Source organism: Bradyrhizobium sp. USDA 10063 (assembly GCF_054063735.1).
The window spans coordinates 4,182,077-4,197,727 of the sequence record NZ_JBSSGP010000002.1; the positions used below are offsets into that span (position 1 = coordinate 4,182,077).

At 58.7% G+C, this 15,651-nt stretch carries 10 protein-coding genes and 2 pseudogenes; 6 read left to right on the forward strand and 6 right to left on the reverse strand.

Features of this window, described 5'->3' with window-relative positions:
• Genes ACVJGD_RS21855 through ACVJGD_RS21870 form a run of 4 tightly spaced genes read right to left on the reverse strand, consistent with a single transcriptional unit; the run spans position 1 to position 3,963 of the window.
• Positions 1 to 1,011, reverse strand: a complete 1,011-nt coding sequence (locus ACVJGD_RS21855) for a radical SAM protein (protein WP_456636261.1) — start codon at positions 1,009 to 1,011, stop codon at positions 1 to 3.
• A 56-nt stretch (positions 1,012 to 1,067) separates the two neighbouring features.
• Positions 1,068 to 1,940 (reverse strand): hypothetical protein, encoded by an 873-nt coding sequence (locus ACVJGD_RS21860; protein WP_456636262.1) that lies wholly within the window; start codon positions 1,938 to 1,940, stop codon positions 1,068 to 1,070.
• Positions 1,941 to 1,945: 5 nt separating this feature from the next.
• The gene (locus tag ACVJGD_RS21865; protein ID WP_456636263.1) at positions 1,946 to 3,163 is read right to left on the reverse strand and encodes a TIGR04282 family arsenosugar biosynthesis glycosyltransferase; all 1,218 of its coding nucleotides are present in this window, start codon (positions 3,161 to 3,163) and stop codon (positions 1,946 to 1,948) included.
• Complete coding sequence (locus ACVJGD_RS21870) at positions 3,160 to 3,963, reverse strand: nucleoside phosphorylase (protein WP_456636264.1); 804 nt, start codon at positions 3,961 to 3,963, stop codon at positions 3,160 to 3,162. Before ACVJGD_RS21870 ends, ACVJGD_RS21865 begins: the two co-directional genes overlap by 4 nt.
• Before the next feature lie 267 nt (positions 3,964 to 4,230).
• On the opposite strand from ACVJGD_RS21870, the pseudogene ACVJGD_RS21875 reads away from it, so the two are divergent.
• From ACVJGD_RS21875 to ACVJGD_RS21895, 5 genes and pseudogenes are all read left to right on the forward strand, one after another.
• Positions 4,231 to 4,738 (forward strand): annotated as a pseudogene (locus ACVJGD_RS21875) (PLP-dependent transferase); the annotation flags it as partial.
• A 326-nt stretch (positions 4,739 to 5,064) separates the two neighbouring features.
• Positions 5,065 to 5,526 carry a hypothetical protein gene (locus ACVJGD_RS21880; protein ID WP_456636265.1) on the forward strand — a complete coding sequence of 154 codons (462 nt, stop codon included), beginning with the start codon at positions 5,065 to 5,067 and terminating at the stop codon, positions 5,524 to 5,526.
• A 347-nt stretch (positions 5,527 to 5,873) separates the two neighbouring features.
• A complete protein-coding gene (locus ACVJGD_RS21885) occupies positions 5,874 to 6,251 on the forward strand; it encodes a hypothetical protein (RefSeq protein WP_456636266.1) in 378 nt (125 codons plus the stop codon).
• Between the two features lie 896 nt (positions 6,252 to 7,147).
• A pseudogene (locus tag ACVJGD_RS21890) lies at positions 7,148 to 7,864 on the forward strand (IS91 family transposase); the annotation flags it as partial.
• 833 nt (positions 7,865 to 8,697) lie between these two features.
• Entirely contained in the window at positions 8,698 to 10,236 is a 1,539-nt protein-coding gene (locus ACVJGD_RS21895; RefSeq protein WP_456636267.1) for a GMC family oxidoreductase, read from the forward strand.
• A 617-nt stretch (positions 10,237 to 10,853) separates the two neighbouring features.
• Here ACVJGD_RS21895 and ACVJGD_RS21900 read toward each other — a convergent pair.
• On the reverse strand, positions 10,854 to 11,915 hold the full coding sequence (locus ACVJGD_RS21900; RefSeq protein WP_456636268.1) for a permease: 1,062 nt from the start codon (positions 11,913 to 11,915) through the stop codon (positions 10,854 to 10,856).
• 941 nt (positions 11,916 to 12,856) lie between these two features.
• On the opposite strand from ACVJGD_RS21900, the gene ACVJGD_RS21905 reads away from it, so the two are divergent.
• Entirely contained in the window at positions 12,857 to 13,351 is a 495-nt protein-coding gene (locus tag ACVJGD_RS21905; protein WP_456636269.1) for a reverse transcriptase domain-containing protein, read from the forward strand.
• Here the strand turns inward: ACVJGD_RS21905 and ACVJGD_RS21910 are convergent.
• On the reverse strand, positions 13,271 to 14,275 hold the full coding sequence (locus ACVJGD_RS21910; protein WP_456636270.1) for an integrase core domain-containing protein: 1,005 nt from the start codon (positions 14,273 to 14,275) through the stop codon (positions 13,271 to 13,273). The genes ACVJGD_RS21905 and ACVJGD_RS21910 overlap by 81 nt on opposite strands.
• Between the last annotated feature and the right edge of the window lie 1,376 nt (positions 14,276 to 15,651).

Genomic DNA, 15,651 nt, shown 5'->3' on the forward strand with positions numbered 1-15,651 from the left:
TCACAGGCTCCAGCGCAGGCCGCAATTGGCGCAGCTCTTGGGCGGCTTGTCCGACAGGAGGGCCGCACGAAAGTCCCGGTACGCCGGTCCGTTCCAGATATCGTGCAAGGACTGCTGCCCTGCATGGCCTAGTGTATAGTTGTCGTAGCCATGCTGCGAAAATGGCGCGATACAGCACGGCAAGGCGCGGCCATTGGCCGTGAAATACATCAGCGACCAGGGCCGCCGGCAGAGCGACCACGGCGAACCGTCACCGCTGCTCTTTAGACTTAACCCCGGCTCGCTCGCTGCGCCCGATGCGCTGAAGGCCACACCAAGCGAGCGTGCGAGATCCTCGGCCTGTTTCAGATACACTGCCTCCCCCTCAGTCAGACGTTCGAACAACGCCTGATCGGGACGCGCCTTGCCGATTGCTGCTTCGTCGAAAAACACGAGCCGTTGCAGATAAACTTCTTTGACACTGATCTCCGCCGCAACTTTCACAAAGGCCGGGAGTTGCTCGACGGTCTCTTTCAGGCCGGTAAGCCAAACAGAAACTTGCGGCCTTGTGTGACCCTCCCGCTCCTGCAACTCGCGAAATGCACGCACGTTGCGGATGATACGACCGAAATAGTCCCTGCCACGGATCGCCTTGAAGCTCTCGCGATCTGATGCGTCAAGCGACACACGCAACTCATCAAGTCCCGCGTCGATCAGCGCACGGCCGTTGCGCTCGCTGAGCACTGTTCCGTTGGTGTTGAACAGGACGTAAACGCCGCGCTCCTTCAGGTACCTGACCATCCGGGGCAGGTTGGCGACCAGCATCGGCTCACCGACGCCGTGCAGCACCGCGCGCGAGAGGCCCGGAGCCTGATCGACAATCGACGTGAACAGGTCCCAACTCATGTCCGCCGGCGGCTCGAGTTCCTCGTAGGTGCGAGGACAGGTCGTGCACAGCAGGTTGCAGCGATTGGTGACTTCCAGATAAAGACAGACCGGCGGACGCGGGGCGATCTCGGTGCGTTCGCCCATGACCGACTCGTGATATCGGCGCGGATCAAGCGGCGCGCGACCGTTCTGCGAAAGGCTCATCGCGATGCCTCTGTATCTGCAATCCGCTGCATGCGGGCCCTCCAGGCTGTGAAGGCGCAGGCTAGGAAAAGACCTCCGAACAGAATTGATTTGGTCACTATTCTCGGAATTTTGGTCACTATTCTCGGAATGTAGAAATCCCGATCGAGCTGTTCGGACAGCAACAGCGCGCCGATCGAAACGACCCAGGTAGATGCCGATCCACGCAGGGCGACAAACGGCATGATGATCAGAAAATACCAGGGATAGTTGGGCGACAACAACAACAGCGTGAGGAGTAACAGCATATTGATGTCGGCAAGCGTTGACACGATCGTGCGGTCAGAGCTGCGGGCCACGGAGAGCCCCTTGAACAGGAGGACCAACGCGGCCAGGGCGACGTAGACGATAACAACACCTTGATGCTCGCCAAACAAAAGGCGCCAGACGGACAGCAGCCAGAGATCGTTGCCGGCACTGATCCCCTCTTCCGTCAGATAGCCCTTGGTCAGGAATCCGAGAACGCCCCAGCCAACCGACAAATAGGGAAGATAACAAAGCGCCACGGTGGCGATCACGACGAGTGGCATCCTGAGGTCCCAAGGGCGCCAAATTCCGGCCAGCACCGGCGCCGCATAGGGCTTCACCAGCACTGAAAAAGTGATCACGACGGCTCCGCGGAGAGCGTGGCCCGTCAGGGCAATCCACAGCCCCAGCAGCATCAGCGCAACCATCAACGCATCGACATGGCCGCTGTTGGCAATCTCCCACAGGGGAAGCGGGTGCCAAAGATAGGCGATCACGCGCGTCACCCGACGGTTCATACGCCGCAACAGAAGCATGATCAGGGTGACGGTGACTGACTCGCACCCCTGCAGTGCAAGACGCATCGTCGTCACGCCTTCGCCGATCCGCGTGACAATAAGAAGAAGAATTGCGCCACCGGGGGATAGATGGTGACGGCGATATCAGCCCGGTTGATGTGAGGAAAGATCGTCCCATCGCGCAGAAACGCCAGCGCGTCATCGGCTGGCATATAGCGATAGGGATTGATGCCAGCGGCCTGCACCTTGCCGTCCCAGACATAGCGATAAATGTCAGTGGACAGAAGTGGATCGAACAGCAGCGCACAGATTCGCAGCGCAATCCGGAGCCCCAAAACAAGCAACAGGGCTCGATCAGGCGGCGCGCGCTCGACCAGGCGTGTTGCTACGATCGTCAGCAGACCTGCGGCGATGCTCAGAGCAATGAAAGCATTGTCACCATAGGCCTCGAAGGCAAAGGGTGTCACCAGGGTCAGAGCCACCAGAGCCGCACCGATGCTAGCCAACAAGTGAAGCGGAGGCATGTTGTTGGCGGAGCGCGCAAGTCGATCGAATTGACTGGGAACAGCCACCGGCATTGGCTTCATGGATCTATCTGCGGCGCGGCCTCGAGAAAGGCCCGGCTCGCCGGGGCAAGACCACCGCCACGAAAAGCGCGTGGAACTGCCGGACAGTTCGTCCCTAAGCCAACCCAGCGTTTCAACGTCGTCGATATCGTACCATTCCGGAAGCAGCGTCGTCGCAAGCCCGATCGCCGTAGCGCGCTCGCATGTGCTGCGAGCCACAGTTTCGGTTCCCCAGGCAATTCGCGTGAACAGCTGCCTGTGCGGGTGTTTCAAGCCGATAAGATAGTAGCCGCCATCGCTCGCCGGCCCGAGCACCATTCGGTCGCCTGGCTCGCGGAGGATTTCAATGGCCTGCATCAGGAAACGGGTAGGAAGGGTCGGGCTGTCGCCATTGACGAGCAAGACGCAGTCATGCCCATCGATCAGCAGATCGCGCGTGGCACCGAACAGAACGTCACCTAGATCGTCGCCAACCTGCAGCATGAGCCCGAACGTTGCGGGAAGAAGCTCCCGCATGATGTGTTCGACTCCCGCGGGCGCATAGACACCATACCCGCGCCGGCCGAGAGTCTCAGGGACCGCGTCAATGGCTGCGGCGACGTCACGCAGAAAGCAGGAGGAGAGCTCCGACGCCGCAACTGCGCCAATGGCGGTCGCCAGCCGCGTCTTTGCGCGGCCGGGCTGTGGCGCCTTGCAAATAATCCCGATCGCCGCGACACTCACGGAAGGAGCCGGAACCGCAGGCGATCGGCGGCGATCGCGATCAACTGCAGCGCGTCCCGGCTACCGTCTGCTTCGCCCTTTTCAAAGTCACCATCGACGCGCCCCATTTGATTGGTCACATGGGCAAGACACAGGACGGGCTTCTGTCGGGCTTGCGCGAACGCGTAAAGCGCAGCGGCTTCCATTTCGACTGCCATCAAATTCCTTTGAACCATTGCGTCGATCGCCGGCTGGGTTTCACGGAACGGCGCGTCAGTTGTCCAGGTCGCGCCCGTTAGCACCGGCACGGGGAATTCGCGGAATGCGCCGTTGAGCGCCGAGATCAATCCGGCATCAGCATGTGAATAGTCGGACGCCGCCATATAGTGATAGCTGGTGCCTTCGTCGCGCAGGGCGCGTTCGATGACGATGAAATAAGGCGGCGGACGTACCGGCACGATCTGCCCGGAGGAGGTGACGCTGATCAGCAGTTTGCAGCCCGATGCAAACATTTCCTCGGCGATCAGCACCGCGAACGAGGCGCCGACAGCGCAGCCGACAATTCCGAAATCGATCCCGCTCCGGCTGAAGGTGTAGAGCTGTGTATGATAACAGGCCCATCCCGTTTCAAGTCCGGCCTCGCAGCAGGCCAGCAGGCTGCGCACGATGTCACCATCGGGGTCGAGAATGCAAATATCCGGGACGCGGGAGCGCCCAATCTGCTTCTGCCGGCGCGCTTCGCGCAGCAAGTTTTCCGGAGTGAATGCGGACGGCTGCCTATAATGTTTCTGCGCGAGGATGGGCGGAACGCCCCCCGTCATTTTCCGCCATCGCGGTAGAAGTCCTTGTTGCCCACCAAGTCTGTTGGAGGTCGGTAACCTGATCGCTTTCGGACCGATTTTGCTCCTTTGCCTCGACTTATCGCGGAGATCCTCGAACTGGGAAATAGCTTACGGTTATGGAATCGATAAACGCACCTGGCTTCAAATGATCGGCGCGCTTCGTTACACGACACTGCGAGGTTTTGCTCTCGACCGCCATTGCCGCGGCCAGGGCGAGTTCGTGTATCGCGGTTTCGGAGGGAAGGCGTGCGTTCGGAGACGATAGCGATTCATGCTGGCTTGCGTTGCGATGAAGCGACCGGTGCTGTGGCCGTCCCGATCTATCAGACAACTGCATTCCAGTTCGACAGTGCGGAGCACGCAGCGAACTTGTTGCCCTGAAGGAACTGGGCAACATCTATAGCCGCATCCCACTTCAGACGCTTTGGAAAGGCGCGTCGCGACTTTGGAAGGCGGCGCGGCTGCGCTTGCGGTTGCCTCCGGTCAGGCGGCGAGCGCGCTTGCGGTGCAGAATCTTGCGAAGGCCGGCGATAACATCGTAAGCTCGTCCGGGCTTTATGGGGGCACTTGGAATCTTTCCGCCAATACCCTGAAGAACCAAGGCATTGAGACTCGTTTTGTCGAACCGTCTGACCCAGAGGCCTTTGTTCGAGCCAGGGACGAGCGAACTCGCTGCTGGTATGCCGAGACGCTACCAAATCCAAAGTTGAACGTATTTGCGTGCTCGACCGGACGATCTGGGCCTACGCCGCTCGATCAATCTCAGATTGGAAAAATGCTTGCCTTGATCAGTGCGACGGTTGTCGCGAAAAAAGTAATTGCAGCGGCTTCTTTGCCACCGGCCGCCCCCGCTATAGTCGGGGTATCGCGGCAATAGCATGAAGGCTGCCTTGTTGCGCGCGATATTCTCAAACTCAATCTTGTCCTTGTCGCTCGTGGCGCTTTTGGCAACTGCCATGGCCGACCTCGTTAGCGAGTGCGAGGGTGGGCACGAGCCGTGTCACGGGACGATTGATGCATCTTCCGAATTGGAGAATCAATTAATAAAAGCGGGCGTTATTCGGAAGGAGCAACCGCTCGGTGCCGCGCATCAATGTTTCAGATTGGAGTCCGTCGCCTTATGACCATCAGTTGCGCGTCGTTGTGGGCCACAAATGCGAGATCAGCCGAGGCTCGCTAGCACTGCTCGCTATACGTTTTCGCGCGAGCGGCCATGTCCGTGTAGCCAGTTACGCGTGCGCCGACGACCTCTTTTCTCAGTCAGCAACGCAAAGCGTGATGCATAGTGAACTGGACAAAATTCTGTCGCTTTCGCCTTTCGTTAGGAAGGCAGCCGCGTTATTTGCGTCCACACCGGGGCTGGTGCTTGATCTTGCTCGTGGGTCTGGCCGCCACACGTTTTACCTTGCCAAGTTCAACGTACTCGTTGATTGCCTAGACATAGACCTCGATCCGCACTTCGTCATGCAGAAGCGGTTGGCGAATCCTCAACTGTTGTCGCGCGTTAGCTCTACGAGGTTTGATCTATCCAAGGATCCTTGACCATTCGCCAACGGGAGCATCGGAGGGGTCTTGATGATAGATTTCCTGCTTGTATCGGCCTTTCGAAAGATCGCGGATGCCCTCGCAAAACGGCTCGCCCTTCCTTGTTCAGACCGTCGGCAATCGTGGGCATTGTCAGCGAGGATAGTCATGCTCGTCAGCGAACGTTTCGCATTTTTTTCAAACGCGCCGGATAGCGCTACAGATGAAACTGTGCGCGGACGATTGAAGACGTGTTGTGGACTCGCTGTGACCAGCAAGAGCATAGCCTGGAGAGCACTTTGCTCTTTCTGGTTCTGGCCCGTTGGCGCAGACCAACGAGTTAAGCAGGCAGAGGAGCCGATAACGTGGAGATCGAAGCGAAATTCTTTACGTCCTGCGATGTCGCCTCTGATGGTGGCCTCATCTTGCTTGGTTTCGTCGATTCCAACGGACAGCCCGTGACCGTTCGGCTGTCGGTGGATCAGGCCAGCGTATTGATCATGACATTGCCCGACCTGATCGATAAGGCGCTGCAGACCCGCTATGCCGATGCCACTCTGCGCTATAGTCATGAGCTCGCATCATGGAAGCTCGAACAGTCGAGCGAGGCGAACAAAAGTCTGTTGACGTTGCGGACCGCCGATGGCTTTGGTGTCTGCTTCTCGATCAGGCGTGAACAGCGGAGCCTGCTCAGCGAAGCACTCGCCACCAGATCTCCGCTGGTCGTCTTTCGGCCGAATTAAGGCGCCGGCCGAAGCCCTTGCCCATCCGGCCGCATGCTGATGTTGTGCGCCAGATCGTCGTCAGGCCAGACGGCACCACCAGCTTCACCGGCGATGACGGTGATACTTGCGACTACGAGACGCTGTCTTGGGCACTGCGCACGGTAAACACTCGGAGTAACCAAAATGCCAAATCCGCCATTGATCCGCATCGCAATCGGCTGCACCGGTTGTCCCCGGCGGGTGGCCGAGCGCTTCTGGAGTGATGTCGCCCGGATGTACGGCGCGCATTCCGGAAGCGACCAATCCTGCAATCGCGTGGTAGCGATGTTATCGGTGTCCGCTTTGAACTACCCTCGCGGACTCAACTCGGACATTTCCCTAGGTCTGGGCAGGCCATGTGTGGACATGCTCCACGCGCAGAAACGCGACGCTTACCATCTGGGCTGGTACGTACCGCCGTCGTCGGTGCCGAATGTGTGACGCGCGTCTGAGAACGCTTCGCAGCCGCCTTCGCCTCAGGGGGTTGAGATCAACCGCCATTGGGGTTGCCGCCAACCGAGCCTCCAAGGTTGTTCGGGCCTGGATCGTTGTAGGCTGGCAATAGTCCTAGCACCACCAGAATAGAACGCATTCGATCGCTCCGATTCGGTTAATGTCTATGAGGTCAACAGGCTCAGCCGGGGCGAACAAGGAAGCCGCACGTCGAGGCGAGGCGTTACAGATCAGGTATGCAGCACCGACCGTTTTTCAAACCTATAGCGGTTCACGGTTACTCACGTTGTCGGCGCAATGCGCCATGCCGCGAAAGGTCACCCCGGCCTCATATGCAAGGTCGTCCTGCGAAAGCCCCTTGGCGTGTCGCAGCCGGCCCTCGGATAACTGCCGTGGCAACCTGAGCCCGAAAAAATGTGTCCGTGCACATGATCGTGCCCGGCGGCGGCATCTCGCTGGATGGCCAGCGCTGGGTGTCGTGCCGACCCGGCTTCTTCCTCCCCGTGCGCGTGCTCTCCCGCCTGTTTCGGCGACTGTTCCTTCAGAAGCTCGTCGCCGCGCATCAAGCCAGCCGCCTCAGCTTCTTCGGCGATCACATCCATCTTGCCGAGGCGCAATCCTTCGCGGCCTTCTTGGCCCCGCTACGCAAGGTCGAATGGGTCGTCTACGCCAAGCGCCCGTTCGGCGGGCCCGAAGCGGTGCTGGCCTATCTGTCGCGCTATACCCACCGCGTCGCCATTGCCAACAGCCGTCTGATCTCGGTCGACGATGCCGGTGTGACCTTCAAGTGGAAGGACTACCGCATCGAAGGCCGCGATCGATACAAGCGCATGACGCTCGCCACCGACGGGTTCATCCGCCGCCTCCTCGTCCACCTGCTGCCCAAGGGCCTGCACCGCATCCGTCACTACGGCCTGTTCGCCAAAAGCTCTTGCGCCGACAACATCGCACGCGCCCGTGAGCTGCTGGCCGTTGCAAAACCTGAAGGCCAGCCCACCGATGCCGCCGTCGAGCACAGCAAGCCCAGTTGTCCATGCTGCGGCGGCCGCATGATCGTCATCGAGGTGTTCGCGCGAGGAGCAACGCCACGGCATCAGCCAACAGCTCCAACGAGCCGCATCAGGATCGACGCCTCATGACCGCGTCACGGTCCTGCAAATCTGTTCGTTGTGCCCGCTGGCTCTCGACCGGCCACGGCACAGCGCGCCCCGATATCGGGCGCGCATCTCCAATCGTCCGACAGTTCACGATGTTCGATGCGATCCGCCGCTCAGTCGCCAGCCGGTTTACCGTCGCACAACTTGCTGAGTCGGCTCGATCCATCTCAGCCAGCTCGCCCGCAGCACTTAAATCCCCATAACGCCTGCCGCACCGCCCGACGTTCCCTTAAGCGCGGTTTCCTCCCTTGGAGGCTTTCGGACGCCGGCGCTCACAGCCCGCGGCACCGTCAATCATTGGGCCGGCATCCGAAACCCTTCACAATCAGAGACATCAAGCGAGGACACGCAGCCCTGCGCATCTCGGCTTGATTTAATCGGACGAACAAGTATTGGCAACGAGACCTCCTGCGAAAACACAAACGGTGCTTCTCTGCGGAGAAAACAGGCATTCGTCAGGAATCTCTCGCATGACCTTTGTAAGACTTGCAGATGCACTCGCAACGGTGCCAAGAGCATCGGTCATGCAAAGCCCTCCACAGCATTCTAGGTTGCGGTGCTTCCCGCCGATGTCTTTTTTCGGACAGAACCTTCAACTATCGGCGACATCTGCGCCAGGCTTCTCCACAGCCACAGCATACCGGCAATACAATCGTAACATCCTTTGTCCGTGCTGAAATCACACCGTAACGATTCGTCGCCATGACGATTGGCGACACAGCATCATGCAAGAACTTTCCGGCCGCGACTTTGTGCGGTTGCCCGAGGCTTTGTCATTCGACGGCGGCCGATTCAATTAGACGGCGGAGTGGGACGTGCTTGAGACCTTCGACTTTATCGTGTGCGGTTCTGGATCATCGGGTTCAGTGGTTGCAGGTCGTTTGGCTGAAAATCCTGAAGTCCGGGTCTTGTTGCTTGAGGCCGGAGGGAGCGATGACGTTCCGGAGGTGATGAATCCGGCGGCGTGGCCTGCCAATCTGGGCTCGCAACGCGACTGGGGATTTACGGCGCAGCCCAATCCCCATCTCAACGGGCGCGCCATTCCCCTCAACATGGGCAAGGTGCTCGGCGGTGGTTCCAGCATCAACGTCATGACCTGGGCGAGGGGCCACAAGAATGACTGGGATCATTTCGCCGCCGAAGCAGGCGATCCGGCCTGGGGATACGAGGCGGTGCTCGGTGTCTACCGCAGGATCGAGGACTGGCAGGGCGCCAGCGATTCCCTCCGACGCGGCGTGGGTGGCCCCGTCTTCGTTCAATCGGCCATCGACCCGCAAGCCGTGGCCCTGGCTATGGTCGAAGCAGCCCGTGGGCTCGGTTTGCCACGCTTCGACAGCCCCAATGGCGAGATGATGGAAGGCAGGGGCGGCGTCGCGATCAACGACCTGATCGTTCGCGACGGGCGGCGAGTCTCGATTTTCCGATCCTATGTGCAACCGCGACGGGGACAGTCCAATCTCACGATCCTTACACAGGCCGTGGTGAGCCGGCTGATCCTGAACGGCACCCGGGTTTCAGGCGTGGAAGTGGCCCAGGACGGAGAATTGCGCCGCTATGTTGCGCAGCACGAAGTCATCGTCTCGCTGGGCGCGATCAACACGCCGAAGGTGTTGATGCAGTCCGGCATCGGGCCGGACGCAGAACTCCGACGACACGGCATCTCGACAAGAACGCATCTGCCCGGGGTCGGCCAGAACCACCAGGACCACGTTTCTTTCGGCTGCATCTTTGAATATGCGAAACCACAGCCGATCGGCTATGGCGGCTCGGAAGCCACCCTGTACTGGTCCAGCGACGAGCGTCTGGATCTCCCCGACATGTTCCATTGCCAGGTGGAATTTTTGGCACCCAGCGCCGAAACTGCGTTGTTGGGCCTTCCGGAGCATGGATGGACGATGTTTGCGGGCTTGGCCCATCCCAAAAGTCGTGGATCGGTCCGTCTGTCCGGCCCAGATCCGCGGGATCCGGTCCTGATAGACGCCAATACGCTGTCTCATCCGGACGACATGACGACGGCGCTCGCCAACATCGAGCTATGCCGCGAACTCGGCAACCACGGTGCTTTTCGCGAGCTGGTAACTCGTGAGGCTCTGCCTGGGAAGCTCCGCGAGCAGGCTATGCAAAACTTTGCGCGAAACGCCGCGGTCACTTACTGGCATCAGTGCGGTACCGCCAAGATGGGACGCGATTCGATGTCTGTGGTTGACAGCTGCCTCAAGGTGTACGGTGTCGAGAACCTGCGCATAGCCGATGCGTCGATCATGCCAAGAATTACCAGCGGAAACATTATGGCGCCCTGTACCGTTATTGGTGAGCGGGCAGCGGAGATGATCAAGGCCGCCTGCAGCATCTAGACAAGCAGTCGTCTTCAAACTCGCCCGTAGGCGCTCGATGGCCTTCGAGGAGCAGAACGTGTGTTTAAAGATTGCGTAGAGAGGCGCGACCCGCATGGACCCGAGAGTCGAGAAAGTGGCTGTACCGATAAGGCCCGTTGTGGGTCATTCGCGTCATTTTCGACCTGTTCGTCAGATGTCTGCTTGTCCCCCTGACAGCGGTGGAATAGACGACATCCTCGAACCGTCGCTTCGGGCCAACAACCGAAATGCCCTGCTACTCTTACCTTGATTAGTATTTTCGGCGGCGTTCGCCAACTGGGTCGTCGACTACAATATCCGGCCGCCTCACTCGTCGCTGAAATACCTGACCTCCGCGGCCTATGCCGCCCACCTCACCGCAACGGACGATCGGCTGCGCAAGCCCGACCTGCTCCGCCGCTCATCCGTTGCTCCACTCGCGCCACTTGGCGTAAAAAACCCCGAGACTCTAACAGCCACCGGATTAAAGTTCAGTGGCGGGTCATTACAAATCCGATTTGGAACAAGTGTTGTAAGCCCCGCGCTGATTGCGCCCTGCAACCCCAGAGATTTGCAAGTCGTTTGCTGACACATCAATGTGGCTGGGAATGCGCGGGCTAGAACTTTAGTAGGGCGGCCAACAGTCCGCCGATGATACCAAACGCCACGACGACCAAGGTTACTATGACAAGGACGCGTGGTTTGAATGACCGCGAGACAATAGCGAGCGACGGTACGCTGATCGGTGGCAGCGTCATCAACAACGCTCCGGCAGGTCCGTGGCCGACCCCGAGTGCCAACATGGCCTGCACAATCGGCACTTCACCAGCGGTCGGGATAACAAACAACGTACCTGCAACTGCGAACGCAATGATCCAGGCAATGCTGTTGCCGATTTCTGGGCCCGCATGGGGAAAGAGCCAAGCGCGGGCAGCTCCAAGTAACAATACAAGCAAAATATACTCGGGAATGAGCCGTATCGCCATCTGCCACAGAATGAAGATCCAGCGCTTGAAAATACTGAACTTCTGTTGATTGACCGCGAGTTCGCCGAGTCGCTTGTCGACAGCTGCCATTTCTGCGGGCGTCATTATTCGATTGATCAAATATCCAAGCCCGAACACCATCAAAATGCCTAACACGAACCTTAGGCCGGTCCAAGTCCAGCCCAACACGAAGCCCATAAAAATCAGGGTTGCCGGATTTAGGACCGAGTTGCCGAGCCAAAACGATATTGCTGCGCCTGGCGATGCCAATCGTTCACGAAGGCCGACGACGACGGGTGCGGCGCAGCAGGTGCACATCATGCCCGGGACCGCCAACAAGCCACCTTTCGCGACACTGCTGAACCCAGCTTTGCCAAGTAGCCTTGCAACCCATTCGACAGGCAACAACGCCTGTATCGCCGAACCAAGCAACAGACCGAAGACCATCGCCTGCCAAACCGCCTTGCCGTAGGCTAATGCGTAGCCTACCGCGGCAGCCCAGGATGGACTCGGTGCGCTCGGATTCGCGCCCATTAAAATGGACAAACCAATCGAATGGTTCGCGGCGGCAGCAAAAGCACGATTATAGTATGGAACCCACTTCACGTAGAGCAAGCCGCCTGTTGCGACGAGCGCAAAAGTGATCGCGCCTAGCCAGATAGTGGCACGGCCTGTTTGCTCTACGTTGCTCATTAGGATTGTCCCTCAACAGGCGCGGAAGAAGTGGAACGCGCAATGATGGCCGGCAGCATTGTTGGACTTGCTGGCTTGGCACTTAACCCGCCGCGACGTCGAGTGAGGAGGCTGTTGCCTTCGTTTCTTGGATACAAGCCGGACCCGAAAGAACTGGCATAGGGGTGCGTGCGAGCCGTCGTATCGCGATCGAATAGCATGGAGAATCGCAACGCGTCTCCATTCTGCGCCGAGGCACACACCACACTGATGATTGGTCCAGATTGAGTTCAAACCAAGCTTCAGACGCTGATAACAGAAACTGAATCCCCTTCCGAGGCCAAAACCGATCGCGATAACGTACGCGGCGCAAAGCATCATGTGGAAGCAGACGCCAACTACAGTCACTACGCCGACGGGGACGCGTGCCTCCCGCTTTAGCCCCATCACGATGTCGCCGATGCTGTTTGGTAGCGTCCAAAAATCGCCCTCGGTCGCGGCGCTGTAAGCGATGGCGTCAAGAATGCGCTCAAAAGCGAAAGGGCAAACTCCATACAGACCCCAAAACTAATGGTCCACGAGACCTATCGACAGCACCGGCGACGTCAAGCTGTAAGGGATTTATAGTCGAGTTCACCATGACGTTTTGTTATCGTATCGATGGCCATCGATGTGGCTAATGGCGCCTGTATGGCGTGGTGACTCCCCGTAATCACCTTTTTTGCGAAGGCGCGATGCCGAGTTAGGAAAGAGCAAACGGGCTGGAAGTGCCGACCAACCAAAGAAGCTTGGCTGCTCGGGTTAAGAGTGCAGTGCCGCCCGCTACACTCGTCGAGTGCCTGTCTCGATAACCCGCCGTTATCAAGTCGATCGCCCGAAGGGGCGATGAAATGTGGGACCGTGGGAAGATTCGCCGCTAGAGGCCCTCAACCCCTATTTATCATCCAACGGTTCACCGTTTGATGAAAATTAAGCGGGCCTGGAACCGTGATGTGCATCTCAACGTACTTGAAACCGGCCTTTTGCAGAGCAACACTCGCGGCACGCCGCAAGGTGGCGTTGCAAGCCCACTGCCTGCCAACATCTATATGAATCGGTTCCTGAAGCATTGGCGGCTGACGGGGTGTTGGGAACCGTTCCGTGCGCACGTTGTTGCGTACGCCGACGATTTTGTCATCCTCAGTTGCGGATACGCAACTGAGGCTTTGGCATGGACGAAGGCGGTGATGACCAAGCTCGGGCTCACGCTCAACGAGAATAAAACCTCCGTGAGGAACGCTCGACAACAGCGCTTCGACTTCCTGGACTACTCGTTTGGGCCGCACCGCTTCAAAGCGAACGGTAAGCGGTATCTGAGCGCCTGTGCCTACCGCAAATCAAATCCGGGCATATTGGTGGTGCAGTCCGCCCAGAATCAGGCGACCGAGAATGCGTCCAACTGTCTCGGCGGCGCGTGATATTGGCGCGTCTTTGTGCAACGACAAATGGGTGCGCGTGCCGTTGTAATAGTTCATGTACGAGAGCAGCACGTGACGCAGATGGCGCTCTCCGAACACCACGACATGATCAATGCATTCCCGGCGGATTGAACCGATCAGCCGTTCTGCACAAGCGTTTTGCCAAGGTGAGCGAGGAGCCGTCGGACGGTCTCGAATCCCGATGGACCAAACCCGACGCAGGAATATCTCGCCGTAGGCGCCATCGCGGTCCCGGATCAGGTAACGAGGGATTTGCTCCCAGCCACACGCCTCGGTCAGTTGATTGGCGATCCATTCGGCCGTTGGGTGCGCGGTCACTCCAAACCACAGAATCTGCCGCCGTCCATGGCCCATGATCAGCAATCCATAGAGCAACCGGAACGAGACCGTCGGCACCACGAAAAGGTCCATCGCAGCGATCCCGTCAGCATGGTTACGAAGGAACGTCGTCCATCCCTGCGAGGGAGGTCCCCTCCTCCGTGCCATATACTTGGCGACGCTGGTCTGGCCGACATCGATGCCGAGCTTGAGAAGCTCGCCATGGGTTCTCGGTGCTCCCCACAATGGATTGACGATGCTCATCTCGCGGATCAGCCGGCGAATCTCCAACGACACCGTTGGTCGACCGCAACAGCGTCGCGATCTCCAGCGCCAACACAGCCTAAAACCGGCGCGGCGCCAGCGGATCACGGTATCGGGGCGGACAATTGCAAGTGTATCGTACATCTTGGGAACCAGCCGGCAGATACCTCCCAATATCAGCCGGTCAATCGACGCAAATCGAAGTCTCTTGGGATTGGCACGCCGCAGCACATTGATTTGCTGCCTCAGCATCAAAATCTCCGCCTCGAGCATCGCGCGCGACCGCAGCAGATCGATCACTGTCCCAACGATCAGTTGCATAAATCAAACATCGAGCAGTAGCATCGCCCGATTCTCGATCAACTGCCAGCGGATTGGATTTACGATAGGGACCGGGGTTCGCAGATGAGTACTGAGTGGCGCGGGCGAAGGGAATCGAGCCCTCGTATTCAGCTTGGGAAGCGCGCGTTCGTGAAACGTCGGTCTCCTCGATTGCACGGGACAAGATTCTGTCGTGCCAAAGAGTCGATGCATCATGCGCCGGGCCTATTTGTGCGCCGACGGCGATGTCGACGAGGATGTGTCGCCCCGGAGTTTGATCGCGGTCGGACGATCGAGGCCTTCAGTCAAGGATTCGCGAAAGAGATCGACCAAGGATTGGGCTGGGCGACAGACGAACACGAAGGACCAATCGGGCGTAATGGAGCGAGCGAATAGGAGACTGCATCGAGGAGACGACCGGACAGCAATTGCTTTTTACCCGGCCAAGTGATCGAAATCTGCATTCCCTGAGGCCTATGTCGGCCTCGGACCAAAGTGACGCTGTTTCAAAGATTCGGGCTTTCGCCGTCGACCCAATGATGGCAATTTGAACCGACTGCGGGTCTCCACCGCGGTTCTCCACCGTCCGAATCCCGGTGGCTCGAGAAATGCCCGGCTTTATTGGGTCTTTTGCACCTCGCGTCTAGGTGGCGGAGAGCTAGGGACTCTCATCCCCTGCAGCCCGCCGATCAGAATCCCAGAGCTGCACGCACAAAACCGCGAAGCGTCTGCGAGCCTGGCGCTATGGCCCAACTGCTAGACTTTCTCACCACTCCCAATTTGCGCAGCGAATCCTGAAACCCAGGTTGCGGGCACAATTCGATTCACGGAGGTTCCGGACCGAGAGTGCTTTCCTTTCAATGGGCGCCCTCTACGGGTTGCGAACGTTTCCGGTTGGCAACAAACGTTAGATCTCCTCTCGTGTGAGGCTGATTTGTCAGAGTCTTTTCGCGTGAGAAGGATCGGCATCCCGAGCTTTTCGGGCATCGAAGGATTCGAATGAGGAGCAAGTTTTCAAGGATTTGGCTATTCTCCGCGACTAACCGCGACGCTACCGACTTGCTACGAACTCGCGCGCCAAAAATCACGCTGCGCGTGGTTGGTAACCAAGACTTTGATTTAATGAGGTTTTCTGGTAGCGGGGGGGGGGGGGGGGGGGGGGGCGATTCATCTGATTCCCCCTCCCCCGTCGCGCTTGTTTACACCATCATACGGCAACGAAAGGCCGCCTAGCGTCCGGCGCTCGTTTCACACGAGAGGTCCAAGGTTTCGATCCCTTGTGCGCCCACCATTAGGCCTTTTCAATCATCAACTTAGCAGCCTTATTCCCTGGAAGGGTGTCCCGAAAAAGCTGGGGCACAACAGGGGTACATCGC

What these genes read in the sequence shown, in the direction of transcription:
- ACVJGD_RS21900 (WP_456636268.1), bottom strand. Translation starts at nt 11,915, where the DNA reads ATGAGCAACGTAGAGCAAACAGGCCGTGCCACTATCTGGCTAGGCGCG.
- ACVJGD_RS21855 (WP_456636261.1), bottom strand. Translation starts at nt 1,011, where the DNA reads ATGGGCGAACGCACCGAGATCGCCCCGCGTCCGCCGGTCTGTCTTTAT.
- ACVJGD_RS21860 (WP_456636262.1), bottom strand. Translation starts at nt 1,940, where the DNA reads ATGCGTCTTGCACTGCAGGGGTGCGAGTCAGTCACCGTCACCCTGATC.
- ACVJGD_RS21910 (WP_456636270.1), bottom strand. Translation starts at nt 14,275, where the DNA reads ATGCAACTGATCGTTGGGACAGTGATCGATCTGCTGCGGTCGCGCGCG.
- ACVJGD_RS21870 (WP_456636264.1), bottom strand. Translation starts at nt 3,963, where the DNA reads ATGACGGGGGGCGTTCCGCCCATCCTCGCGCAGAAACATTATAGGCAG.
- ACVJGD_RS21905 (WP_456636269.1), top strand. Translation starts at nt 12,857, where the DNA reads ATGAAAATTAAGCGGGCCTGGAACCGTGATGTGCATCTCAACGTACTT.